The sequence below is a fragment of the Pseudomonas sp. Pseusp97 genome (assembly GCF_047304025.1).
In the GTDB taxonomy this organism is placed as follows: Bacteria; Pseudomonadota; Gammaproteobacteria; order Pseudomonadales; family Pseudomonadaceae; genus Pseudomonas.
The window spans coordinates 91,892-114,222 of sequence record NZ_JBGLYK010000001.1; the positions used below are offsets into that span (position 1 = coordinate 91,892).

At 64.8% G+C, this 22,331-nt stretch carries 22 protein-coding genes; 14 read left to right on the top strand and 8 right to left on the bottom strand.

Annotated features, from left to right (window positions below):
• The first annotated feature begins 5 nt into the window (after nucleotides 1-5).
• The 6 genes from ispF to rpoS all read left to right on the top strand — a co-directional run bounded on the left by ispF (nucleotide 6) and on the right by rpoS (nucleotide 4,963).
• Complete coding sequence (ispF, locus tag ACCC94_RS00425) at nucleotides 6-479, top strand: 2-C-methyl-D-erythritol 2,4-cyclodiphosphate synthase (RefSeq protein WP_413347538.1); 474 nt, start codon at nucleotides 6-8, stop codon at nucleotides 477-479.
• Nucleotides 476-1,534: a tRNA pseudouridine(13) synthase TruD gene (gene truD / locus ACCC94_RS00430; RefSeq protein WP_413347539.1), complete on the top strand. Its 1,059-nt coding sequence runs from the start codon at nucleotides 476-478 to the stop codon at nucleotides 1,532-1,534. Before ispF ends, truD begins: the two co-directional genes overlap by 4 nt.
• Nucleotides 1,522-2,280 (top strand): 5'/3'-nucleotidase SurE, encoded by a 759-nt coding sequence (surE, locus tag ACCC94_RS00435; protein WP_413347540.1) that lies wholly within the window; start codon nucleotides 1,522-1,524, stop codon nucleotides 2,278-2,280. Before truD ends, surE begins: the two co-directional genes overlap by 13 nt.
• A gap of 25 nt (nucleotides 2,281-2,305) precedes the next feature.
• Nucleotides 2,306-2,941 carry a protein-L-isoaspartate(D-aspartate) O-methyltransferase gene (locus ACCC94_RS00440; RefSeq protein ID WP_088418250.1) on the top strand — a complete coding sequence of 212 codons (636 nt, stop codon included), beginning with the start codon at nucleotides 2,306-2,308 and terminating at the stop codon, nucleotides 2,939-2,941.
• Between the two features lie 73 nt (nucleotides 2,942-3,014).
• Nucleotides 3,015-3,863 carry a peptidoglycan DD-metalloendopeptidase family protein gene (locus tag ACCC94_RS00445; protein WP_413347541.1) on the top strand — a complete coding sequence of 283 codons (849 nt, stop codon included), beginning with the start codon at nucleotides 3,015-3,017 and terminating at the stop codon, nucleotides 3,861-3,863.
• 95 nt (nucleotides 3,864-3,958) lie between these two features.
• A complete protein-coding gene (gene rpoS, locus ACCC94_RS00450) occupies nucleotides 3,959-4,963 on the top strand; it encodes an RNA polymerase sigma factor RpoS (protein ID WP_054908164.1) in 1,005 nt (334 codons plus the stop codon).
• A gap of 434 nt (nucleotides 4,964-5,397) precedes the next feature.
• Here the strand turns inward: rpoS and fdxA are convergent, their stop codons facing one another.
• On the bottom strand, nucleotides 5,398-5,721 hold the full coding sequence (gene fdxA / locus ACCC94_RS00455) for a ferredoxin FdxA (protein WP_015476292.1): 324 nt from the start codon (nucleotides 5,719-5,721) through the stop codon (nucleotides 5,398-5,400).
• Between the two features lie 65 nt (nucleotides 5,722-5,786).
• Entirely contained in the window at nucleotides 5,787-8,360 is a 2,574-nt protein-coding gene (mutS, locus tag ACCC94_RS00460) for a DNA mismatch repair protein MutS (protein ID WP_413347542.1), read from the bottom strand.
• An 82-nt stretch (nucleotides 8,361-8,442) separates the two neighbouring features.
• Between mutS and ACCC94_RS00465 the strand changes: the two genes are divergently transcribed.
• The 3 genes from ACCC94_RS00465 to recX all read left to right on the top strand — a co-directional run bounded on the left by ACCC94_RS00465 (nucleotide 8,443) and on the right by recX (nucleotide 10,566).
• Nucleotides 8,443-8,955 carry a CinA family protein gene (locus tag ACCC94_RS00465; RefSeq protein ID WP_413347543.1) on the top strand — a complete coding sequence of 171 codons (513 nt, stop codon included), beginning with the start codon at nucleotides 8,443-8,445 and terminating at the stop codon, nucleotides 8,953-8,955.
• Nucleotides 8,956-9,040: 85 nt separating this feature from the next.
• Entirely contained in the window at nucleotides 9,041-10,096 is a 1,056-nt protein-coding gene (recA, locus tag ACCC94_RS00470; protein WP_038803401.1) for a recombinase RecA, read from the top strand.
• Between the two features lie 5 nt (nucleotides 10,097-10,101).
• Complete coding sequence (gene recX / locus ACCC94_RS00475) at nucleotides 10,102-10,566, top strand: recombination regulator RecX (protein WP_413347544.1); 465 nt, start codon at nucleotides 10,102-10,104, stop codon at nucleotides 10,564-10,566.
• Nucleotides 10,567-10,616: 50 nt separating this feature from the next.
• Here recX and ACCC94_RS00480 read toward each other — a convergent pair whose 3' ends face one another.
• Nucleotides 10,617-11,690, bottom strand: coding sequence for an LOG family protein (locus ACCC94_RS00480; protein WP_413347545.1), 1,074 nt, complete (start codon nucleotides 11,688-11,690; stop codon nucleotides 10,617-10,619).
• 167 nt (nucleotides 11,691-11,857) lie between these two features.
• Entirely contained in the window at nucleotides 11,858-13,279 is a 1,422-nt protein-coding gene (locus ACCC94_RS00485) for an MBL fold metallo-hydrolase RNA specificity domain-containing protein (RefSeq protein WP_413347546.1), read from the bottom strand.
• A 125-nt stretch (nucleotides 13,280-13,404) separates the two neighbouring features.
• Between ACCC94_RS00485 and ACCC94_RS00490 the strand changes: the two genes are divergently transcribed.
• Nucleotides 13,405-15,810, top strand: coding sequence for a xylulose 5-phosphate 3-epimerase (locus tag ACCC94_RS00490; protein WP_413347547.1), 2,406 nt, complete (start codon nucleotides 13,405-13,407; stop codon nucleotides 15,808-15,810).
• A 143-nt stretch (nucleotides 15,811-15,953) separates the two neighbouring features.
• Here ACCC94_RS00490 and ACCC94_RS00495 read toward each other — a convergent pair whose 3' ends face one another.
• Both ACCC94_RS00495 and ACCC94_RS00500 read right to left on the bottom strand, forming a co-directional pair.
• On the bottom strand, nucleotides 15,954-16,169 hold the full coding sequence (locus ACCC94_RS00495) for a DUF3820 family protein (RefSeq protein ID WP_017518005.1): 216 nt from the start codon (nucleotides 16,167-16,169) through the stop codon (nucleotides 15,954-15,956).
• A gap of 9 nt (nucleotides 16,170-16,178) precedes the next feature.
• Nucleotides 16,179-16,586, bottom strand: a complete 408-nt coding sequence (locus ACCC94_RS00500) for a quorum-sensing-regulated virulence factor family protein (RefSeq protein ID WP_413347548.1) — start codon at nucleotides 16,584-16,586, stop codon at nucleotides 16,179-16,181.
• Between the two features lie 361 nt (nucleotides 16,587-16,947).
• On the opposite strand from ACCC94_RS00500, the gene ACCC94_RS00505 reads away from it, so the two are divergent.
• Nucleotides 16,948-17,664, top strand: coding sequence for a tRNA-uridine aminocarboxypropyltransferase (locus tag ACCC94_RS00505; protein ID WP_413347549.1), 717 nt, complete (start codon nucleotides 16,948-16,950; stop codon nucleotides 17,662-17,664).
• Between the two features lie 266 nt (nucleotides 17,665-17,930).
• Here the strand turns inward: ACCC94_RS00505 and ACCC94_RS00510 are convergent, their stop codons facing one another.
• Nucleotides 17,931-18,809: a DMT family transporter gene (locus ACCC94_RS00510; protein ID WP_413347550.1), complete on the bottom strand. Its 879-nt coding sequence runs from the start codon at nucleotides 18,807-18,809 to the stop codon at nucleotides 17,931-17,933.
• 265 nt (nucleotides 18,810-19,074) lie between these two features.
• Between ACCC94_RS00510 and erdR the strand changes: the two genes are divergently transcribed.
• Together erdR and ACCC94_RS00520 are read left to right on the top strand one after the other, a co-directional pair.
• Nucleotides 19,075-19,725, top strand: coding sequence for a response regulator transcription factor ErdR (gene erdR, locus ACCC94_RS00515; protein WP_413347551.1), 651 nt, complete (start codon nucleotides 19,075-19,077; stop codon nucleotides 19,723-19,725).
• Nucleotides 19,726-19,833: 108 nt separating this feature from the next.
• The gene (locus ACCC94_RS00520; protein ID WP_017518000.1) at nucleotides 19,834-20,205 is read left to right on the top strand and encodes a diacylglycerol kinase; all 372 of its coding nucleotides are present in this window, start codon (nucleotides 19,834-19,836) and stop codon (nucleotides 20,203-20,205) included.
• Nucleotides 20,206-20,300: 95 nt separating this feature from the next.
• On the opposite strand, the gene ACCC94_RS00525 is transcribed toward ACCC94_RS00520, so the two are convergent.
• Entirely contained in the window at nucleotides 20,301-21,227 is a 927-nt protein-coding gene (locus ACCC94_RS00525) for a LysR family transcriptional regulator (protein ID WP_017517999.1), read from the bottom strand.
• Between the two features lie 221 nt (nucleotides 21,228-21,448).
• Between ACCC94_RS00525 and fpr the strand changes: the two genes are divergently transcribed.
• The gene (gene fpr, locus ACCC94_RS00530) at nucleotides 21,449-22,225 is read left to right on the top strand and encodes a ferredoxin-NADP reductase (protein ID WP_045210043.1); all 777 of its coding nucleotides are present in this window, start codon (nucleotides 21,449-21,451) and stop codon (nucleotides 22,223-22,225) included.
• Nucleotides 22,226-22,331 lie beyond the last annotated feature (106 nt).

The window sequence follows — 22,331 nt, forward strand, 5'->3', positions numbered from 1 at the left end:
TTTTCATGCGTATCGGACATGGCTACGACGTGCACCGCTTCGGCGAGGGCGACTTCATCACCCTGGGCGGCGTGCGTATTCCCCACAAGTTCGGGCTCGTTGCCCACTCCGACGGCGACGTGCTGCTGCACGCGCTCTCCGATGCCCTGCTGGGCGCCTGTGCGCTGGGCGATATCGGCAAGCACTTCCCCGACACCGACCCGCAGTTCAAGGGCGCCGACAGCCGCGCGCTGCTGCGCCATGTGCTGAGCCTGGTAGAGGCCAAGGGCTGGAAAGTGGAAAACGTCGATACCACCATCATCGCCCAGGCACCAAAGATGGCGCCGCACATCCAGACCATGCGCGAGACCATCGCAGCCGACCTGAAGGTTGAACTGGACCAGGTCAACGTCAAGGCCACCACCACCGAGAAACTCGGCTTTACCGGCCGTGAAGAGGGCATTGCCGTCCACGCCGTCGCCCTGCTGGTTTGCGCATGACCGAGCTGGAACTGCTGGGCCCGCGCGCCCATGGCGATGCCTGCGGAAGTGCCGTGCTCAAGGCTGTGGCGGAAGACTTCCAGGTCGACGAAGTGCTGGACATCCCCCTCTCCGGTGACGGCGAGCACCTCTGGCTGTGGGTGGAGAAGCGCGGCCTGAACACCGAGGAAGCTGCCCGCCGGCTGGCCCGCGCTGCCGGCGTACCGGTGAAGATGATCAGCTACGCCGGCCTCAAGGATCGCCAGGCGCTGACCCGACAGTGGTTCAGCCTGCATCTGCCGGGCAAGTCCGATCCCGACCTCGCCGCCGCCGAGGACGACAGCCTGCGCATCCTCGAACGCAATCGCCATCGCCGCAAACTGCAGCGCGGCGCGCATTCGGCCAATGGCTTCACCCTGCGCCTGACCGAACTCACGGCGGATCGCGAACAGCTCGAGGCGCGTCTGACGGCAATAGTCGCCCAGGGGGTGCCGAACTACTTCGGCACCCAGCGTTTCGGCCATGACGGCGGCAACGTATTCGACGCCCGGGGCTTCGCCCAGCGCGGCAAGCTGCCGGAGCATCGCAACATGCGCTCGCGCCTGCTCTCGGCGGCGCGCAGCTACCTCTTCAACCAGGTCCTGGCCCGCCGCGTGGCGGAGGGGAGCTGGAACCAGGCGCAGGTCGGCGACCTGCTGGCCTTCACCGACAGTCGCAGCTTCTTCCCCGCCGGCGAAGCGGAATGCTCCGACCCACGCCTCGCTGCGCTGGACCTGCACCCCACCGGGCCAATGTGGGGCGAGGGCGACTCACCGGCCAGCCACCGCCCCGGAGAGATCGAGCGCGCCGTGCAGCAAGGCGAGATGGCGCTTTGCCAATGGCTCGCCAGTGCGGACATGGCGCACGAACGGCGCATTCTGCGCCTCCCCATCCCGAGCCTTACATGGCATTATCCCGCCCCTGACATTCTGCAACTGGAATTCGTCCTGCCGGCTGGCTGCTTCGCCACCGTGGTAGTGCGCGAGCTGATCGACCTCGTGCCGGCAGGGCAGACGGAAAGCCCATGCGCATATTGATTGCCAACGACGACGGGGTCACTGCACCCGGTATCGCCGCGCTTCACGACGCGCTGTCCGATTATGCGGACTGCATCGTGATCGCCCCGGAAGCCGATCGTAGCGGAGCGAGCAGCTCGCTGACGCTGGATCGGCCGCTGCATCCCCATCGCCTGGGCAATGGTTTCATCAGCCTCAATGGCACTCCGACCGACTGCGTGCACCTGGGCCTCAACGGCCTGCTCGAAGAAGTGCCGGAGATGGTCGTCTCGGGCATCAACCTCGGCGCCAACCTGGGTGACGACGTGCTCTATTCGGGCACCGTGGCGGCTGCGCTGGAAGGGCGCTTCCTGTCCCGTCCGGCCTTCGCCTTCTCGCTGTGTTCGCGGCTGACCGACAACCTGCCGGCGGCCATGCACTTCGCCCGCCTGCTGGTGGAGTCTCACGAGAAGCTCGAGCTGCCACCTCGCACCGTGCTCAATGTGAACATTCCCAACCTGCCGCTGGAGCGCATCAAGGGCATCCAGCTGACCCGCCTGGGTCATCGCGCGCGCGCCAAGCCGCCGGTCAAGGTGGTCAATCCGCGCGGCAAGGAAGGCTACTGGATCGCTGCCGCCGGCGATGCCGAGGACGGTGGCGAAGGCACCGATTTCCACGCGGTGATGCAGGGTTACGTCTCCGTCACGCCGCTGCAGATGGACCGGACCTACCGGGAGGCGTTCAATGTCCTTGGCGACTGGCTCGGGGGGCTCGACCATGGCCAATGAATTGTCGCGTCGCGGCGGGATCGGCATGACTTCCCAGCGCACCCGTGAACGCCTGATCCAGCGTCTGTACGAAGAGGGACTGTCCAACGCCCACGTGCTCGAGGTGATCCGTCGCACACCGCGCCACCTGTTCGTGGACGAGGCGTTGTCGCACCGCGCCTACGAAGATACCGCGCTGCCCATCGGGCACAACCAGACCATCTCGCAGCCCTTCATGGTGGCGCGGATGACCGAGCTGCTGCTCGCCGCCGGCCCGCTGGACAAGGTACTGGAGATCGGTACCGGCTCCGGCTACCAGACCGCCGTGCTGTCGCAACTGGTGGAGCGGGTGTTCTCCGTCGAGCGCATCCAGGCCCTGCAGGATCGCGCCAAGGAGCGACTTGCGGAGCTAAACCTGAGAAATGTTGTCTTTCGTTGGGGCGATGGCTGGGAAGGCTGGCCCGCCCTGGCGCCTTACAACGGCATCATCGTCACCGCAGCAGCTGCTGAAGTGCCACAGGCGTTGCTGGATCAGCTGGCACCCGGGGGGAGGCTGGTGATTCCGGTTGGTGGCGGCGAAGTGCAGCAACTGATGCTGATTGTCCGCACCGAGGACGGCTTCCAGCGCCAGGTGCTGGATTCCGTGCGTTTCGTCCCGCTGCTCAACGGTCCGCTAGGCTGAGAGCAGGCCGGGCGAGGCTGCGGTAACTGCCGGCCAGTGAGGCTGGACGTCAATTCATGGATAAGGGGGATGGGTGAGCTTGACAGCGACCCTGTGTCAACGGAACTGGATCAAGGGCCTGGGCCACGCATTGGTGGCCATTGCCGTCTGCTCTCTGCTGGCGGCCTGTTCTTCGACTTCGCGCAGCACCACCACCGTGGTGGACCGCAACGCCCAGCAGAAGCCGACGGTCACCACCGGCCAGTACGTGGTGCGTCCCGGCGACACCCTGTACTCCATCGCCTTCCGCTACGGTTGGGACTGGAAAGCCCTGGCTGCACGCAACAACATCTCCGCCCCGTACACCATTCGCCCCGGGCAGGCCATCCGCTTCGATGGTGGCTCGTCGAAAGCGCCGTCCGTCGCTAAAAACGCCACGCCCGTCGCGCCGGTAGTCGTCAACAAACCGGCTGCACCGCCGGAAGGTGCCAGTAAACCGACCACTCCGGCTGTCACGGCGCCGGCGCAGCCGCCCGCCAGCGGCGGAACTCCGGCGGTCGCCGGCGGAGCGCCGGGCGGCTGGATATGGCCAACCAATGGCACTCTTATTGGGCGTTTTGCATCAAACGGCAGTTTGAATAAAGGGATTGATATAGCCGGGCAATTGGGCCAGCCTGTCCTAGCTGCGTCCAATGGCACGGTGGTGTACGCCGGTAGTGGTTTGCGGGGCTACGGCGAACTCGTGATCATCAAGCACAGCGATACCTACGTAAGCGCCTACGGTCACAACCGCAGGCTGCTGGTGCGGGAAGGGCAACAGGTCAAAGTCGGGCAGAACATTGCCGAGATGGGCTCCACAGGGACCGACCGGGTGAAGCTGCACTTCGAGATTCGCCGCCAGGGTAAACCTGTAGATCCGCTGCAATACCTGCCAAGTCGTTGATATTTGCTGTTCCCCTGCGTGGGTGAGCGGGCCCAGGTGTCCTAAGGATAAGGAAACACCCGGGCTTGTTGTCGAACTCAGCAAGGGATAACGACATGGCACTTAAAAAAGAAGGGCCGGAGTTTGACGTCGATGATGAAGTGCTTCTGCTGGAGCCCGGCATCATCCTCGAAGAGTCATTTGCCGAAGAGCAGGTATCGCTTCGAGTCACTCCTAAAGCCACCTCACTCTCGTCTCTCAAGCAACACAAGCACATCGACTACAGCCGCGCACTCGACGCGACCCAGCTGTATCTGAATGAAATCGGTTTCTCGCCGCTCCTGACTCCGGAAGAGGAAGTCCATTTCGCGCGCCTCGCGCAGAAGGGCGACCCGGCCGGTCGGCGGCGAATGATCGAAAGCAACCTGCGTCTGGTGGTGAAGATCGCGCGGCGTTACGTCAATCGCGGTCTGTCCCTGCTCGACCTGATCGAAGAGGGCAACCTCGGGCTGATCCGCGCGGTGGAGAAATTCGACCCCGAGCGCGGCTTCCGCTTCTCCACCTACGCAACCTGGTGGATTCGTCAGACCATCGAACGGGCCATCATGAACCAGACCCGCACCATCCGGTTGCCGATCCATGTGGTGAAGGAGCTCAACGTCTATCTGCGGGCCGCGCGCGAGCTGACCCACAAGCTGGACCACGAGCCGTCGCCCGAGGAAATCGCCAACCTGCTTGAAAAACCGGTGGACGAGGTCAAGCGGATGCTCGGTCTGAACGAGCGGGTCACTTCAGTGGATGTATCCCTGGGCCCGGACTCGGACAAGACCCTGCTCGACACCCTGACCGATGATCGTCCCACCGATCCTTGCGAACTGCTGCAGGACGACGACCTCAGCGAAAGCATCGATCTCTGGCTGTCGGAACTGACCGACAAGCAGCGCGAGGTGGTGATTCGCCGCTTCGGACTGCGCGGCCATGAAAGCAGCACCCTGGAAGAAGTTGGCCAGGAAATCGGTCTGACCCGTGAGCGGGTCCGGCAGATCCAGGTCGAGGCGCTCAAGCGTCTGCGCGAGATCCTGGAGAAAAACGGCCTGTCGAGCGACGCACTGTTCCAGTAGCGCCCAGGTCGACATCGAAGAAGCCCGGATGATTCCGGGCTTTTTTATGCGCCATGATGTAAGCATTCGCTTACACAATGTGTGAGCGTTCAGCTTGAAATGTCGCCAGCCTCAACTTCCATTCTGCCTATCTATTTGTTTTATAAGTATTTTTTTGTTTTGGTAGCGACTGGGTGGAGGGGGTGTGCGCAAGTGCCCCAGTTGCCGGGTTCCGGCAGGCGGGTAATATCACCCCTGCGTACACGGAAAGGCGCAGGCCGGTAAGGATGTCGGTCAGGAACCCCCGCAGGATGCGGTTCATCAGGATGATGAAGAAGGGAAGAAAGAGTGGGCGGGTTCTCCCGCCCCTTTTTTTTGCCCGCAGAAAATGACTGCCCAGAATGCAGAAAGGCCCGCTTGAAGCGGGCCTTTTCTTTTTCTGAAGTCAGCGGCGATCAGCGCTCCAGATACTGCATCTTGTTCGGCTTGCCGTCCCACTCTTCGGCGTCCGGCAGGGAATCCTTCTTCTCGGTGATGTTCGGCCATACATCGGCCAGATCCTTGTTCAGCTCGATGAATTCCTGCATGCCATCCGGGACTTCATCCTCGGAGAAGATAGCCTGTGCCGGGCACTCCGGTTCGCACAGGGCGCAGTCGATGCACTCATCCGGGTGGATGACCAGGAAGTTCGGGCCTTCGTAGAAGCAGTCCACCGGGCATACTTCCACGCAGTCGGTGTATTTGCACTTGATGCAGTTGTCGGTGACGACGAAGGTCATTTCTAATTTTCTCCTCAGGCGGGCGGCTAAGCGCGCGCGATTCTAGCAGCTTGTCCAGTGGTCCGTCAGACCCGCATCTTCCATGCATATAACAATTCGAGAGCTTGACGCGGCGTAAGGTCATCGGGGCTGACACGCATCAGCTCTTCGACAATCGGGTGCGGCAGGCTGGCGAACAGGTCGCTTTGCAGCGGTGCCGGACTTTTCGAGTCGCTCGGCCGCGGCATTTCGTGGGGCAGGCTGGTGGTTTCCAGGCGCGACAGGTGTTCCCGGGCGCGCTGGATGACGGCACCCGGCACGCCGGCCAGTTGCGCAACCGCCAAGCCGTAGCTCTGGCTGGCCGGCCCGGGCAATACATGGTGCAGGAACACGATGCGCTCGTTGTGCTCGGTGGCGTTCAGGTGGACGTTGGCCACCGCGGGCTCGCTTTCGGGCAGAACGGTCAGTTCGAAATAGTGCGTGGCGAACAGCGTAAAGGCACGCAGCTTGGCCAGATGCTCGGCGGCGGACCAGGCCAGCGACAGGCCATCGAAGGTGCTGGTGCCGCGTCCCACTTCGTCCATCAGCACCAGGCTGCGGTCGCTGGCGTTGTGCAGGATATTGGCGGTTTCACTCATCTCCACCATGAAGGTGGAGCGGCCGCCGGCGAGATCGTCGGAAGAGCCGATGCGGGTGAAGATGCGGTCCACCAGGGACAGTTCGCAACGCGCCGCGGGGACGAAGCTGCCGATATGGGCCAGCAGCACGATCAGCGCAGTTTGACGCATATAGGTAGATTTACCGCCCATGTTCGGGCCGGTAATCACCAACATGCGGGTGTCTTCATTCAGGTTCAGGTCATTGGCGACGAACGGCGTATCGAGCACCTGTTCGACCACCGGATGCCGGCCCTGCTCGATGAGGATGCCGGACTCTTCGACGAAGCGCGGGCGGTTCAGGTCGAGATTCAGCGCGCGCTCGGCCAGGTTGGACAGCACGTCCAGTTCGGCCAGGGCGGCTGCGGTGTCCTGCAGCGGCGCCAATTGGCCGATCAGCAGCTCCAGCAGCTCCTCGTAGAGCTGTTTTTCACGGGCCAGGGCGCGGCTCTGCGCCGACAGCGCCTTGTCTTCGAAGGCTTTCAGCTCCGGGGTGATGAAACGCTCGGCGCCTTTGAGCGTCTGGCGGCGGATGTAGTCCGCCGGCGCCTGTTCGGCCTGCACGCGGGGCAGTTCGATGTAGTAGCCGTGGATGCGGTTGTAGCCGACCTTCAGGTTCGGCAGGCCGGTGCGGGCCTTTTCGCGAGTCTCCAGGTCCATCAGGTACTGCCCGGCGTTTTCGCTGAGCATCTGCAGTTCGTCCAGCTCGGCGTCATAGCCGCGGGCGATGACGCCGCCGTCGCGGATCACCGCTGGCGGGTTCTCGATCACCGCGCGGGCCAGGAGGTCTGCCAGTTCCGGATAGGTACGGATGCTGGCGGCCAGTTCGCCCAGGTGCGGAGCTTCCAGCTCGGTCATGCCGTTCTGCAGTGCCGGCAGCGCGGCGAGGGCATCGCGCAGGCGCGCTAGGTCGCGCGGGCGGGCATTGCGCAGGCCGATACGGGCGAGGATTCGCTCGACGTCACCGATTTCCTTCAGCTGCGGCTGGAGGATTTCGAAGCGATAGCGTTCCAGCAGGCAGGTAATGGAGTCCTGGCGAGCCTCGAGCACGGCGCGGTCACGCAGCGGGCGGTTCAGCCAGCGGGTCAGCAGTCGGCTGCCCATGGCGGTCTGGCAGCGGTCGACCACCGATTGCAGGGTGTTGTCGCGACCGCCGGCGAGGTTGATGTCCAGCTCCAGGTTGCGGCGGGTGGCTCCATCGAGGATCACGGTGTCGTCGATCCGCTCATGACGCAGGCTGCGCAGGTGCGGCAGGGCGGTTCGCTGGGTTTCCCTGGCATAAGCCAGCAGGCAGCCGGCGGCGCCGATGGCAAGGGTCAGCTCCTGGCAACCGAAGCCCTTGAGGTCCTGTACGCCGAACTGCTGGCAGAGGCTCTTCTTCGCCGAGTCCCGGTCGAAGTCCCAGGGCGCCCGGCGGTGCGCGCCACGGCGTTTCTCCGCTGGCAGCCCCTGGGGCCAGTCGTCGGGGATCAGCAGCTCGGCGGGATTCAGGCGCTCCAGTTCGGCCAGCAGGGTTTCCCAGCCTTTTATTTCCTGGACGTTGAAACGGCCGCTGGTGATATCCAGCACGGCCAGGCCGAACAGGCGCTCATCGCCCAGCACGGCGGCGATCAGGTTGTCGCGGCGTTCGTCGAGCAGCGCCTCGTCGCTCACGGTACCGGGAGTCAGGATGCGCACGACCTGGCGCTCCACGGGCCCCTTGCTGGTGGCCGGGTCGCCGATCTGTTCGCAGATCACCACCGATTCGCCGAGCTTCACCAATTTGGCCAGGTAGCCTTCGGCGGAGTGGAAGGGAATGCCGGCCATGGGGATCGAGTTGCCGGCGGACTGGCCGCGTGCGGTCAGGGTGATGTCCAGCAGCTTGGCGGCTTTCTTGGCGTCCTCGTAGAACAGCTCGTAGAAGTCGCCCATGCGGTAGAACATCAGTTGGTCCGGGTGCTGGTTCTTCAGCTTCCAGTACTGCTGCATCATGGGAGTGTGGGCGGAGAGGTCGCTCTGACTCATGGCTTCTGGCTGTCCGGCTTCAACATGCAAAAGCGCCTAGTGTACGGTATCCGCCTGGCCTTCTTTAACCCCGGAGCGCACTGTGTCTGTTACCGATTCCTTTCTTACCGAGCTCTCCGCCCGGCTGGGCGCGCGCCTTGCGGCCAATCGACTGCGTGTCACCACCGCGGAGTCCTGCACCGGCGGCGGGATCGCCGAGGCGATTACCCGTATTTCCGGAAGCTCCGCCTGGTTCGAGGCGGGCTACGTCACCTATTCCAATAGCCAGAAGACCCGTCAGCTGGAGGTGCCGGCTGAGTTGTTCGCGCAAGTCGGCGCGGTGAGCCGCGAGGTGGTCGAGGCAATGGTTACCGGGGCATTGCCTCGCAGTGGAGCGGATATCGCTGTAGCGGTCAGCGGTATTGCCGGGCCCGACGGCGGTTCTGCCGAGAAGCCGGTGGGCACCGTCTGGCTCGCCTGGAGGAAAGGCGAACAGGTCTTCAGCGAGCGTCGTCTGTATGCCGGCGATCGGCAAGCGGTACGCCGGCAGACCGTGGCGACCGCTCTGGAAGGGCTGTTACGACTGGCGGACGGGGAAAATCCGCTTCAGGGGTAGGCGAGCGGCTTGCCCTGTGGAATAATACTGGCTACTTATACAGTTGTTCGTGGCCGCCCGGCCGCCTGACTTCGCGAGGACTTCAATGGACGACAACAAGAAGCGCGCCCTGGCCGCGGCCCTGGGACAGATCGAACGCCAATTCGGCAAAGGCGCGGTCATGCGCATGGGCGACCATGAGCGCCAGGCTATCCCCGCCATCTCCACCGGCTCGCTGGGCCTGGACATCGCCCTGGGCATCGGCGGCCTGCCCAAGGGCCGCATCGTCGAGATCTACGGTCCGGAATCCTCGGGCAAGACCACCCTGACCCTGTCGGTCATCGCCCAGGCCCAGAAGGCCGGCGCCACCTGCGCCTTCGTCGATGCCGAGCACGCGCTTGACCCGGACTACGCCGGCAAGCTGGGCGTCAATGTCGACGACCTGCTGGTCTCGCAGCCGGATACCGGTGAGCAGGCCCTGGAAATCACCGACATGCTGGTGCGCTCCAACGCCGTTGACGTGATCATCGTCGACTCCGTGGCGGCCCTGGTACCCAAGGCCGAAATCGAAGGCGAGATGGGCGATCAGCACGTTGGCCTGCAGGCCCGCCTGATGTCCCAGGCGCTGCGCAAGATCACCGGCAACATCAAGAACGCCAACTGCCTGGTCATTTTCATCAACCAGATCCGCATGAAGATCGGCGTGATGTTCGGCAACCCGGAAACCACCACCGGTGGTAACGCGCTGAAGTTCTATTCCTCCGTCCGTCTCGACATTCGCCGCACCGGCGCGGTGAAGGAAGGCGACGAGGTGGTCGGCAGCGAAACCCGCGTCAAGGTGGTGAAGAACAAGGTCGCTCCGCCGTTCCGTCAGGCCGAGTTCCAGATCATGTACGGCCGTGGCATCTACCGTACCGGCGAGATCATCGACCTGGGCGTGCAACTGGGGCTGATCGAGAAGTCCGGCGCCTGGTACAGCTACCAGGGCAGCAAGATCGGCCAGGGCAAGGCGAACGCCGCCAAATTCCTGGAAGACAACGCCGAGATCTGCAACACCCTGGACAAGGCCATCCGCGAGCAACTGCTGACCAACCAGCCGGCGCCGACCAAGGCCGAGCTCGCTGCGGCGGAAGCCGAAGCGGAAGCTGAAGCCGACTACTGATAGCGATGGCCGTCGAGCTCGATACCCCCGTCGCAGTGCGACGGGTCGCCATGGACCTGCTGGCAAGGCGCGAGCATGGCCGGGCGGAGCTCTCGCGCAAGCTGCGGCAACGCGGCGCCACGCAGGACCTGATCGACCCCGCCCTCGACCGCTTGGCCGAGGAGGGGCTGCTCAATGAAGGCCGCTACCTGGAAAGCTACATCGCCAGCCGTGCGCGGGCCGGTTACGGTCCGGTACGGATTCGCGAGGAACTCTCGCAACGCGGTCTGCCCCGTGGCGAGATCGATGGCGCGCTGAGCGAGGCGGGTGTCGACTGGAACGAAAACCTGCGTGAGGTCTGGCGCCGCAAGTTCGCCCGGTTGCCGCAGGATGCCCGCGAGCGAGCCCAGCAGGGCAGGTTCCTGAGCTATCGGGGATACTCGATGGAAGCCATCAGCCGGCTTCTCAGCGGTCGACGCTCGGATGATTGAACGAAGAAGGCACCCCTGGGGTGCCTTTTTTGTTTCCTGGCCTGGTGAAATCAGCGCTCCCAGTTCTCCGGCTGGTTGATGAAGTTCAGCAGTTCCCGCAGCCGCCCCTGGTCCCGGCCATTGAAGGCGAACGCCAGGCGGGTCAGGTGGGAGAACTCCGGTTCGTCCAGTTCCGATTCGCTGTAGGGCTGCTGGTGGAAGCCATCGGTGACGCACAGGTTGCCGAATTCACGCTCCAGCAATTGCAGTGCGCGCACGCTCAGCGGGTGGTTCAGGCGGATCACGAAGCGATCCTTGAGCCAGCGGCTGGAGTGGAAGTTGCTGTAGAACTGGGCGATCTCCTCCGCGGCTTCTTCCGCGGTATGCACCAGCGTCATCAGATTCATGTCGCTGGGCAGGATGTAGCCGTTGTCCTCCAACTGCTCCTTGATGAATTCCAGCGCGTGATCCCAGTAATGGCCGCCCGGCTGGTCGAGCAGCACCACCGGCACCAGCGGGCTCTTGCCGGTCTGGATCAGGGTGAGCACTTCCAATGCTTCATCCAGGGTGCCGAAGCCGCCAGGGCAGAGCACCAGGGCGTCGGCTTCCTTGACGAAGAACAGCTTGCGCAGGAAGAAGAAGTGGAACGACAGCAGGTTGCTGGTGCCGTCCACGGTGCGGTTGGCATGCTGCTCGAAGGGCAGGGTGATGTTGAAGCCGAGGCTGTTTTCCAGGCCGGCACCTTCATGGGCGGCGGCCATGATGCCGCCGCCCGCGCCGGTGATGACCATCAGGTCGTAGCGGGCGAGGGTTTCGCCCAGCTCACGGGCGAGGGCATAGACGGGATGGTCGGCCGGTGTGCGGGCCGAGCCGAACACTGTGACTTTGCGGCGACGTTTGAACTGCTCCAGCGTGCTGAAGGCGTGCTCCATCTCGCGCAGGGTCTGCAGCATGATCTTGGCGTCCCAGCGGTTGCGGTCGGCCTGGGCCATGCGGGCGACAGTGGTGAGCATCTCGCGGTACAGCGGCAGGTTCTGGCTGTTGCCGGGGGCGGCCAGTTCGGCCAGTTCCTCGATCTTCTGCGCAAGATCGGTGCCGCTGGTCTGGAAGTGTCTGGAGAGGTAGTCGTCGGGCTCATAGGGCATGTTGATACTCCTTGTTCATCAACCCCTGATCGCCTGTCCATGGGCGGTGCCGGCCACGCAGGGTGGCTCTGGCTGCAATGCATTGGCACTTCGCCGCACGCACAGGGTTCAGCAGGAGGCCTGCCCAGTCTGGCACGCGGGCTGTGACAGTCGGTGAGGCCCCGATTTCAGATGGCGATCCGGTCTCCGGGCTCCGGAATGTTGGCCGTCCAGTTCAGGCGATCCTGGAGTGCACCCTTGAGTACATCCATCTTTTCCCGCTCGCCATGTATCAGGTATAGCTCGGGTTTGTGCTCGAAGTGGCCAACCCACTGAATTAATTGTGATTGTCCCGCATGGGCGGAGAATCCGCCGAGCGTGTGAATCTGCGCTTTGACGCTGATGCGCTGGCGCAGGATGCGGACTGTCTGCGCACCGTCGACGATGGCTCGGCCCAGAGTGCCCTTGGCCTGGAAGCCGGGGAAGACGATGTGGCATTCCTCGCGCCAGAGGTTGTGCTTGAGGTGGTGGACGATGCGTCCGCCGGTGCACATGCCGCTGCCGGCGATGATGATGGCGCCGCTCTTGATCCGGTTCAGCGCCATGGACTCATCGGCGCTCTGGGTGGTGCGCAGGATCGGCAGCCACTCGCCGACCTGCGCCGTGCCGGTGCCGCGCATGTATTCGCGATCGACGTCGGCGATCTCGCCGATGTGCTGCAGGTAGATGCTGTTGGCCCGCGCCGCCATGGGGCTGTCGAGGTAGACGACCTGCTGTGGCAGGCGGCCTTCCTGGTAGAAGCGCCCGAAGTAGTAGATCAGGTCCTGGGTGCGGCCCACGGCGAAGGACGGGATCAGCACGTTGCCGCCCTCGTTCTGCGCGCGCTGCAGGATGCCGGCCAGTTCGAGCAGGGTGTCGTTGGCGTCGCGGTGATCGCGGTCGCCGTAGGTGGATTCGAGCAGCACCACGTCCGCGCGGGTCAGGGGCGTCGGCGTACGCATCAGCGGTGAGCAGGTGCTGCCCAGGTCGCCGGAGAACACCAGGCGACGGGTCGAGCCGAACTCATGGATCTCCAGCTCGACGATGGCCGAACCGAGGATGTGCCCAGCATTGTGGAAGGTCACGCGGATGCCGCGCGCCACCTCCACGGTACTGCCATAACTGACGCGGCGACGCTGGTTCAGCGCGCGGGAAGCGTCCTCGACGGTGTATAGCGGCTTGACCGGCGGCTTGCCCAGACGGGCGCGCCACTTGTTCTCCCATTCGGCGTCCTTTTCCTGAAGGTGCGCCGAGTCCATCAGCATCAGCTCCAGCAGGTCGCAGCAGGATTCGGTGGCGTAGATCGGCCCCGTGTAGCCTTCCTTCGCCAGCCTCGGCAGCAGCCCGCTGTGGTCCAGGTGGGCGTGGGACAGGACAACGGCGTCGAGCTCCTTCGGATCGAACGGAAAGGGCGTGCGGTTGGTCGCCTCGTTTTCGCGGGTGCCCTGGTTGCCGCTGCGCCCCTGGCGCATCCCGCATTCGAGCAGCACGCGGACGCCGTCGCGGGTTTCCAGCAGGTAACAGGAACCGGTGACTTCCTGGGTCGCGCCGATGAAGGTCAGAAGCGCCATGTCGTCTCCTTGTGGGAAATTTCTTTCAGCCTTGCCCGATTGGTCGGGACGGTCGTTGATACATGTCAGCGCCCATCCGATCTGTGGCGACCTAGACTTTCCGCCATAGCCAAGGGAGAGCCGCCATGTCACAGATCCTGCCAAGCCCCGAAGAGCTTGCCGCCCATGCGGCAGCCGAGCCGGAGTACGCCCGCTGGCTGCAAGGCCGTGGTCCGATTCAGCATAGCGTGCAGACCCAGGCGGCGGTCTTTCGTGTCGCTCATCAATTGGTCCAGTACGGCCTGCAGCCCGATCTGGGCAGCGTTTACCGCCTGTTCGGCGCGCTGGACCGCCTCACCTGCGCCGGCCTCTGGCTGGTAGCGCATATGACTTACGCCAGGCGCGTTCGCCTCGACGGCGCTCCCCTGCGGGCCGAAGACTTCAAGGCGCAGCCCGAGGGACATACCGGCGGTGCGCTGAACATGGTGCCGGCCTACGCCGGGTACCTCGCCCTGAATGCTCTGAGCGGCAAGACCCGCGGCTGGCTGATGGGCCAGGGGCACTGCGTGGCGGCCATCGATGCGCTCAACGTGCTCACTGGCAACCTGCATCCGGAGCAGGCCGAGGCATACGGAAACGGTGCGTCCGGGCTGGACCGGCTCGTACAGGACTTCTACAGCTACGTCCAGACGCCTGAGGGCAAGGTCGCTGCGCCGCTGGGCAGCCACGTCAATCCGCATACCGCCGGCGGCATCGCCGAAGGCGGCTACCTCGGCTTCGCCGAGTTGATGTACGCACACATGCCATTACCGGGCGAGACCCTGGTGGCCTTCCTCTCCGACGGCGCCGCCGAGGAGCAGCGCGGCAGCGACTGGATTCCCCGCTGGTGGCGCGCCGAGGACTGCGGCACGGCACTGCCCGTGATGATCGCCAATGGCCGGCGCATCGAGCAGCGTACCGACCTGGGCACCCACGAAGGGCTGGAAGGCTTCAAATTGCATCTGCGGCGCTGCGGTTTCGACCCGATCAGTTTCGATGGGCGCGATCCGGCGGCATTCGTCTGCACCCTGTGGGAAATGGAAGAGCGCCTGCAGCACCGCGTCGATGAGAAGGAGCGCGGCATCCTGCGCTATCCGCTGCCGATTCCCTATGGGATCGCCGAAACGACCAAGGGTTATGGTTTCTACGGCGCCGGCAGCAATGCCGCGCACAACCTGCCATTGCCGGGGAACCCCAGCGTGGATGCCGAGGCGCGCGACCTGTTCAACCAGCACGCGGCGCCACTCTGGGTCGAACCGGACGAACTCGCCGAGGCATGCGGCCTGTTCGCTGCGTCACGCAGTGGCCGGGTGCTGGAGCGGGACAACCCGCTGGCCGTACGGCGGCCTATCGAACCCTCGATTCCGCCGTTGCACTACCGCAACGACGAATGCTCGCCGATGGCGGCGCTGGATCGCTTCTACGTCGACCTGTGCAGCGCCAACCCGGACCTGCGCGCCCGCGTCGGCAACCCCGACGAACTGGCGAGCAATCGACTGGGCGGAGTGCTCAAGGCGCTGCGGCACCGGGTGAGCGAGCCGGAAAGCGCGCTGGAGGCCGTGGATGGCCGGATCATCACCGCGCTCAACGAGGAAGCGGTGGTTTCCGCCTGCCTGGCCAACCAGGGTGGGTTGAACCTGGTGGCCAGCTACGAAGCCTTCTGCGTGAAGATGCTCGGCGCGGTACGCCAGACGCTGATCTTCGCCCGCCAGCAGAAGGAAGCCGGTCGCCCTGCGGGTTGGCTCGGCTGGCCGCTGGTGGCAACCTCGCACACCTGGGAGAACGGCAAGAACCAGCAGTCGCACCAGGACACCACCTTCTGCGAAGCGCTGCTGGGCGAGATGAGCGACATGGTGCGGGTAGTGTTCCCGGCTGACCACAACAGTCACCTGGCCCTGCTGCCGGACATCTACCGCAGCCGTGGGCAGCTGGCCTGCATCGTAGCGCCCAAGCGCGAGCGCCCCACCGTGTTCAACCAGGCCCAGGCGGAACAGCTGGCGCACGATGGTGCGATCCTGATGGATGAGCGCCCCGGCGCCGAGCCGCTGCTGCTGATTGCCAACGGCAGCTACCAGCTGGCCGAGATGCGTCGTGCCGCGTTGCGGCTGGAGGAGGCCGGCTACCCGTACCGGTTGGTCTATCTGCAGGAGCCGGGGCGCTTCCGAGCGCCGCGTGACCACTGGGAGTTGCAGGCGCTGGCGGACGAGTCCATCGCCATGCGGCTGTTCCCCGATCACTACGAGCGCCGCGTGCTGCTCACCCACATGCGCCCGGAAGTGGCGCGCGGGCACCTCTGGCCGATCCTCCCGGACGCGCTGAAAACGGCGGTGCTGGGTTATCGCAACCAGGGTGGGACGCTCGACGAGGCGGGCATGCTGTTCGCCAACCGCTGCAGCTGGGCCCATGTGCTGGCGGCCTGTGCGCGGTTGCTGGACGTGCCGCGCAGCGCCTTGCTGGCACCGGACGAGGCGGCGGCGGTGGGCGGCAAGGAAAGTCCGTCCGTGCTGCGCTGACGAGCGCTGGCGGGGAGGCCCCGCCGCCCGGGGGGGGGGGGGAGGCCGGGTTGGGGGGTTTGGATGGGGCGGGGGGGGGCGGAGTTGAGTGAAGAGGGGGCGGCCAGGACCCCCCCCCCAGCGGCCGCGGGGGGGGGGGGGCCTCAGCGCTTGAGCGGCTTGATCAGGCCGTCGAGGCCATCGATCTTCAGTTCCAGGGTCAGCTGCATCAGCCGACCCAGTTCGCCGGGCGGGAACTGGCCCTTCTTGTAGAACCACAGCAGGTACTCGTCCGGCAGGTCCACCAGCATGCGGCCCTGGTACTTGCCGAAAGGCATCGGCGTTCGCGCGATCTTCAGCAACTGTTCCTTGTCGAGCATCGCCGGGGCTTACTTCTTCAGCTTGATCTTGCAGCTGCCGGCGTCGAAGCGCTCGGTGGCGACCGGTGCGTTGGTCTTGTACTCGGTGAAGCTGTAAGTGAGGATCGCGCCCTCGGCCAGCAACTGGCGATAGGCGGTATTGCTGCAGACGCTGTCACCCAGCTGGCTGCGCACGCTGTCGGGGTTCTCGCGCATGCGCTCGGCATGGCTGGAGCGCACGCTCAGGTGGTTGATCAGCTGCGGGCCGTCGACGGTATAGCCCTGGTCGAGGATGTCCTCGTTGATGGCGCGCGGGGTGCCTTCGCTGCTTTCCTTGGCGACCTTTTCCAGGGTCTGGGTCAGTTCGAAGTCCTTCTTCGACGCGGCATGCGCGACGGGAATGACGAGGCAGAGGGCGAGGGCGGTGAGGCGCAGCATGGGCATCTCCTGACAATGGTGCCGATTCGACCGTGGCGAGCCTTCCGGGTTCGACGGTCCTTCAAACCGCCTATTGTCCCTCAAAACGGCGCCCGTGCCGATAAGCTGTTACCTCAGGTCGCACCGCTCGCCGCCGGGCAGCCAGCCCGTCGAAGGATGGCGGCGTAAATCTCCATCGGGATAGTCGGGTACTGCGCAAGCGGGCGTCCGGTCGGCGCGTCATGCGCCCATCGCGGCTGCAGGCGATGGACCGCCCACATCGGGGCAGGCGACGGCTCTGGTACAATCGGCGGCCCGCAACCGTCCTCCCGTTCGAGCCTTCGATGTCCCGTCCGCTTTCCCTCATCCTGGTGGCCGCAGCATGAGCCATGCCGTCGCCCGTCTTCGCGAGGAGCGCCTGGCCCGTTGCCTCAAGCCTTTCTTCGCCCGTGGCTCGCGCTCGCCGCGCTGCCCCGGCTGCCGCCTGCGGCCGAACTACTGCATGTGCAGCCTGCGCCCGCAGGTCGAGTCCCATTCGGCGATGTGCCTGGTGATGTTCGACACCGAGCCGCTCAAGCCCAGCAACACCGGCTGGCTGATCGCCGAGACCGTACCCGATACCTGGGCCTTCGGCTGGTCGCGCATCGAGGTCGACCCGGCGCTGCTGGCGCTGCTCGATGATCCGCAGTGGCAGCCGTATGTGGTATTCCCGGGCGAGTTCGTCCAGCCCGAGCGCGTGGTCACCACGGTGGAGCCGCAGGCGGGCAAGCGACCGCTGTTCATCCTGCTCGATGCGACCTGGAACGAAGCGCGCAAGATGTTCCGCAAGAGCCCCTACCTGGATCGCTTCCCGGTGCTGAGCATCACCCCGGACGCGCTGTCGCGCTACCGCCTGCGCCGCTCCAAGTTCGACGAGCACCTGTGCACCGCTGAAGTGGCGGCGCTGTGCCTGGGGCTGGCCGGCGACCGCCGCGCCGGCGATGCGCTGGATACCTACCTGGACGTGTTCAGCGAGCGCTACCTGGGGTCCAAGCGCCAGCAGCCGCTGGACGAGCAGAGCCCGGCGCATCAGGCGTTGAGGCCGTTTATCCAGCGCTGACCTGATTCCCTGGCGTTGGGGCCAGCGTAGGAGCGGACCCGTAGGAGGGGGCAGGCGATACCCATGATGCTGATGCCGTAATCGATGGGTATCGCTGCGCTCCACGCCATCCTACGACTGCGTCCCCGGCAGCCGTGGAGGTATTCGGTTCGCGAGCAAGCTCGCTCCTACAGGAATGGCGTTGGGCTATAGGTCGTCGCCCGCCGGTAGCGCTTTTGTAGGAGCGAGCTTGCTCGCGAACCGCATCGATCCAACGTCAAAGCCGCTCAGGCCGCCTCGGCTTTCTTCGGCCACAGCTGCGCCACCAGCATCCCGGCGAGCATCAGCGCGCAGCCGAAATAGCCGCGCAGGTGCAGGGTCTCGTCGAGGAACAGCGCACCGGCGATGGCGGCGAACACCGCTTCCAGCGAGAGGATGATCGCCGCGTGGGAGGCGATGGCGTGTTTCTGCGCGATGACCTGCAGGGTGAAGCCGGTGGCGACGCCGAACAGGCCGCCGTAGATCAGCGCGGGGCCGGCCTGGATGATGGCGTCGAGGCGGATTTCCTCGAACACCAGCGCCAGGATCATGCTCACCACCGCGCAGGTGGCGAACTGCAGGAAGGCCAGGCGGATCGGGTCGTAGCGGCTGGCGAACAGACCTACCAGCAATACGTGGCCACCCCAGACGAAGGCGCCGGTCAGCTGCAGCCAGTCACCGGAGGCGACATGGAAGTCGGGGCCGATGCTCAGCATCGCCATGCCGGTCACCGCCAGCGCCGCGCCGATCCAAGTGCCCGTGCCGGCGCGATGGCCGATCAGCAGGCCGAGCAACGGCACGATGATCACGTACAGGCCGGTGATGAAGCCGGAATTGGTCACGCTGGTGAACATCAGGCCGACCTGTTGCAGGTTGATCCCCACGGTCAGCGCGGTGCCGATGGCCAGGCCCGCCAGGATCAGGCCACGATTGAACGGCTGGGCGCCGCGCTTGCTCGACCAGGCCAGCAGCGGCAGCAGCGCCAAGGCGCCGAGGGTGAAGCGCAGGCCGGTATAGAGGAAGGGACCGATGGCATCCATCCCGAGGCGTTGCGCGACGAAGGAGACCCCCCAGATCATCGCGGTGAACAGCATCAGGAAATCGGCGCGCAGCGCATGGCTTTTCATCTTGTTCTCGTAACGGGCAGGAAAAAAAGCGGAACTCTGCCGTAACGCCGGACCTTTGGAAAGGGGAGCGGCGTGTCGGCGGGCACAGTGGCAGGGGCTTTCAGGCCAAGGTGTAAGTACCGTCTGACGATGTATTCGCGGCGGACAGCGAAGCCGCTCTTTGCGTACAATGCGGCGAGTAGTGCTCTATCCGTGCTCCGACCTTTCCTGCGCGAGCCTAGCCGTTATCCACGGCGGACTTCGACGCGGCCTTCAAGGAAAATTCATGGCTTCCTACGAGATCCTGATCGCTGACGATCACCCGCTGTTCCGCAGTGCCCTGCACCAGGCCCTGACCCTCGGTCTTGGCCCCGAGGCGCGACTGTCCGAGGCGGCGAGCATCGCGGAGCTGGAGACTCGCCTGAACGAGAAGGCCGACTGGGACCTGGTGCTGCTGGATCTGAACATGCCTGGCGCCTACGGTTTCTCCGGCCTGGTGCTGCTGCGCGGGCAGTACCCGCAGATTCCGGTGGTGATGGTCTCGGCCCAGGAAGACGCCGCGGTGGTGCAGCGCTCCCGCGAGTTCGGCGCCAGCGGTTTCATCCCCAAGTCCAGCGAACTGAGCGTGCTGCAACAGGCGGTGCGCGCGGTGCTCGATGGCGACGTCTGGTGGCCGCCGCAGGTGGACGCGGTGACCGAGATGAGCGAGGAAGTGCGCGCCGCCAGCGCCGGCCTCGCGAGCCTTACGCCGCAGCAGTTCCGCGTGCTGACCATGGTCTGCGAAGGCCTGCTGAACAAGCAGATCGCATACGAGCTGAGCGTCTCCGAAGCCACGGTGAAGGCCCACGTCACCGCTATCTTCCGCAAGCTGAACGTGCGCACCCGTACCCAGGCAGCGTTGTTGCTGGCGCAGATGGAAACGGTGCCGGGGGCCTGAGGCCCGTCACATCCCGGCTTTCGGGTCGTCACATCCTGTAATGGCCTTGACCCCTTTTTGACGATCGCTGGTATAGAGTGCCGCGACCTTTGCCTGTGAGAACCCTAAGTGTCCGCTTCCCCTTTCAAGGGCCAGACCGGCCTGAAACGCATCTTCAACGCCGCCGGCTACTCCCTGGCCGGCTTCGCCGCCGCCTTCAAGGGTGAAGCGGCCTTCCGCCAGCTGGTGCTGATCAACGTCATCCTGATCCCGCTGTCGTTCTTCTTCGACGTCACCCGCGGCGAGCGCGCGCTGCTGATCGCCGTTTGCCTGCTGGCGCTGATCGTCGAACTGCTCAATTCCGCCATCGAGGCGGTGGTGGACCGGGTTTCCCTGGAGCGTCATCCGCTGTCGAAGAACGCCAAGGACATGGGCAGCGCCGCCCAGTTCGTGGCGCTGACCATCATCACCGTGACCTGGGCGGGCATCCTGCTCGGCTAATCCTTGTAGGAGCGAGCTTGCTCGCGAACGCTTCATGCCGGCGATATCGGGATGGCGATGTTCGCGAGCAAGCTCGCTCCTACAAAAAGCCCCTTTCAGGGAATCATCGGCAGGACGATGTCGTCGCTGCGGGTTACCCCGGCGGTCTCGCTGCGGCAAAGCTCGAGGAATTCGCGCATGGTCGCGGTCTGGTACTTCTGCCGGTGCCAGATGAAGTAGAACTGCCGGCGCAGGTCCAGGTCCGGAGTCTCCACCGGGACCAGGCTGCCACGGCGGAAGGCGTCGCGCAGGGCCAGGCGCGAGATGCAGCCGATCCCCAGTCCCGATTCCACCGCGCGCTTGATCGCCTCGGTGTGTTCCAGCTCCAGCCGCACGTTCAGCGGTTCCACGTGGTGACGCATGGCCTGGTCGAAGGTCAGCCGCGTGCCCGAGCCCTGTTCGCGCAGAATCCAGGCTTCTTCCGTCAGCCGCTCCAGGCTCGCGCGGCCTTCGCGGGCGAGCGGGTGCTGCGGTGCGCAGAACACCACCAGTTCGTCCTCCATCCACGGCTGCACCTCGATATCCGGGTGCTGGCAATCGCCTTCGATCAGGCCCAGGTCCAATTCGTAATGGGCCACGCGTTGCACGACATGGGCGGTGTTGTGCACGTGCAGGCGCACCCGGCAATCGGGCTGGCGCTGCATGAAGGTGCCGATCAGCAGGGTTGCCAGGTAGTTGCCGATGGTCAGGGTGGCGCCCAGGTCCAGCGAGCCGAAGGCGCTCTTGCCGTTGAGCATGTTCTCGATCTCGCTGCCACGGTCGAGCAGGGCCACCGCCTGGGGCAGCAACTGGCGGCCGAGGGCGTTGAGGGTCAGGCGCTTGCCGGAGCGGTCGAACAGCTTGCAGTCGAATTGCCGTTCCAGTTCGCCCAGGGCGGTGCTGGTGGCCGACTGCGACATGGACAGGGCCTCGGCGGCGCGGGAGACGCTTTCCTGCTGGGCGACGGCGACGAAGACTTCCAGCTGGCGCAGGGTGAATTTCATTCAGACAGGCTCCGGATAAGGCTGCGCGACATTTCGTCACCCCGGCGTAGGAAGAGCCTGACGCTATCCTTTCGCGGCGACTGGGCGGCCTTATCTGCGTTTTGGATTAGCAATATCCAGATAATTTATTTTGCGGATATTGTCGCCGCCTATAAAATGTCGCGCAATTGCGCTACGTCCGGGATCTGCTGGGGTGCGCCACGTTTCTCTAGGAGTCCTTGATGAGCAACCTGTACACCGAGCGCGTTCTCAGCGTGCACCACTGGAACGACACCCTCTTCAGCTTCAAGACCACCCGCAACCCGGGTCTGCGCTTCAAGACCGGTCAGTTCGTGATGATCGGCCTGGAAGTCAACGGTCGCCCGCTGATGCGCGCGTACAGCATCGCCAGCCCGAACTACGAAGAGCACCTGGAGTTCTTCAGCATCAAGGTCCCGGACGGCCCGCTGACTTCGCGTCTGCAGCACCTGAAGGAAGGCGACGAGCTGATGGTCAGCCGCAAGCCCACCGGCACCCTGGTGCTGGACGACCTCAAGCCCGGCAAGCACCTCTACCTGCTGAGCACCGGCACCGGCATGGCGCCGTTCCTGTCGGTCATCCAGGACCCGGAAGTCTACGAGCGCTTCGAGAAGGTCATCCTGGTCCACGGCGTGCGCTGGGTCAGCGAGCTGGCCTACGCGGACTTCATCACCAAGGTCCTGCCGGAGCACGAGTACTTCGGCGACATGGTGAAAGAGAAGCTGATCTACTGCCCGCTGGTGACCCGTGAAGAGTTCCACAGCATGGGCCGCCAGACCGACCTGATGCGCAGCGGCAAGCTGTTCGCCGACATCGGCCTGCCGCCGATGAACCCGCAGGACGACCGCGCGATGATCTGCGGCAGCCCGAGCATGCTCGACGAGACCAGCGAAGTGCTGAACGGCTTCGGCCTGCAGATCTCCCCGCGCATGGGTGAGCCGGGCGACTACCTGATCGAGCGTGCCTTCGTCGAGAAGTAAGCCGCGCGAGTCAGTTCAAAGAGCGCCGCGATTCCTTGGGGATCGCGGCGTTTTTTTATGGCCCGGATTTCTACCGGACGGCCCTTCGTAGGAGCGAGCTTGCTCG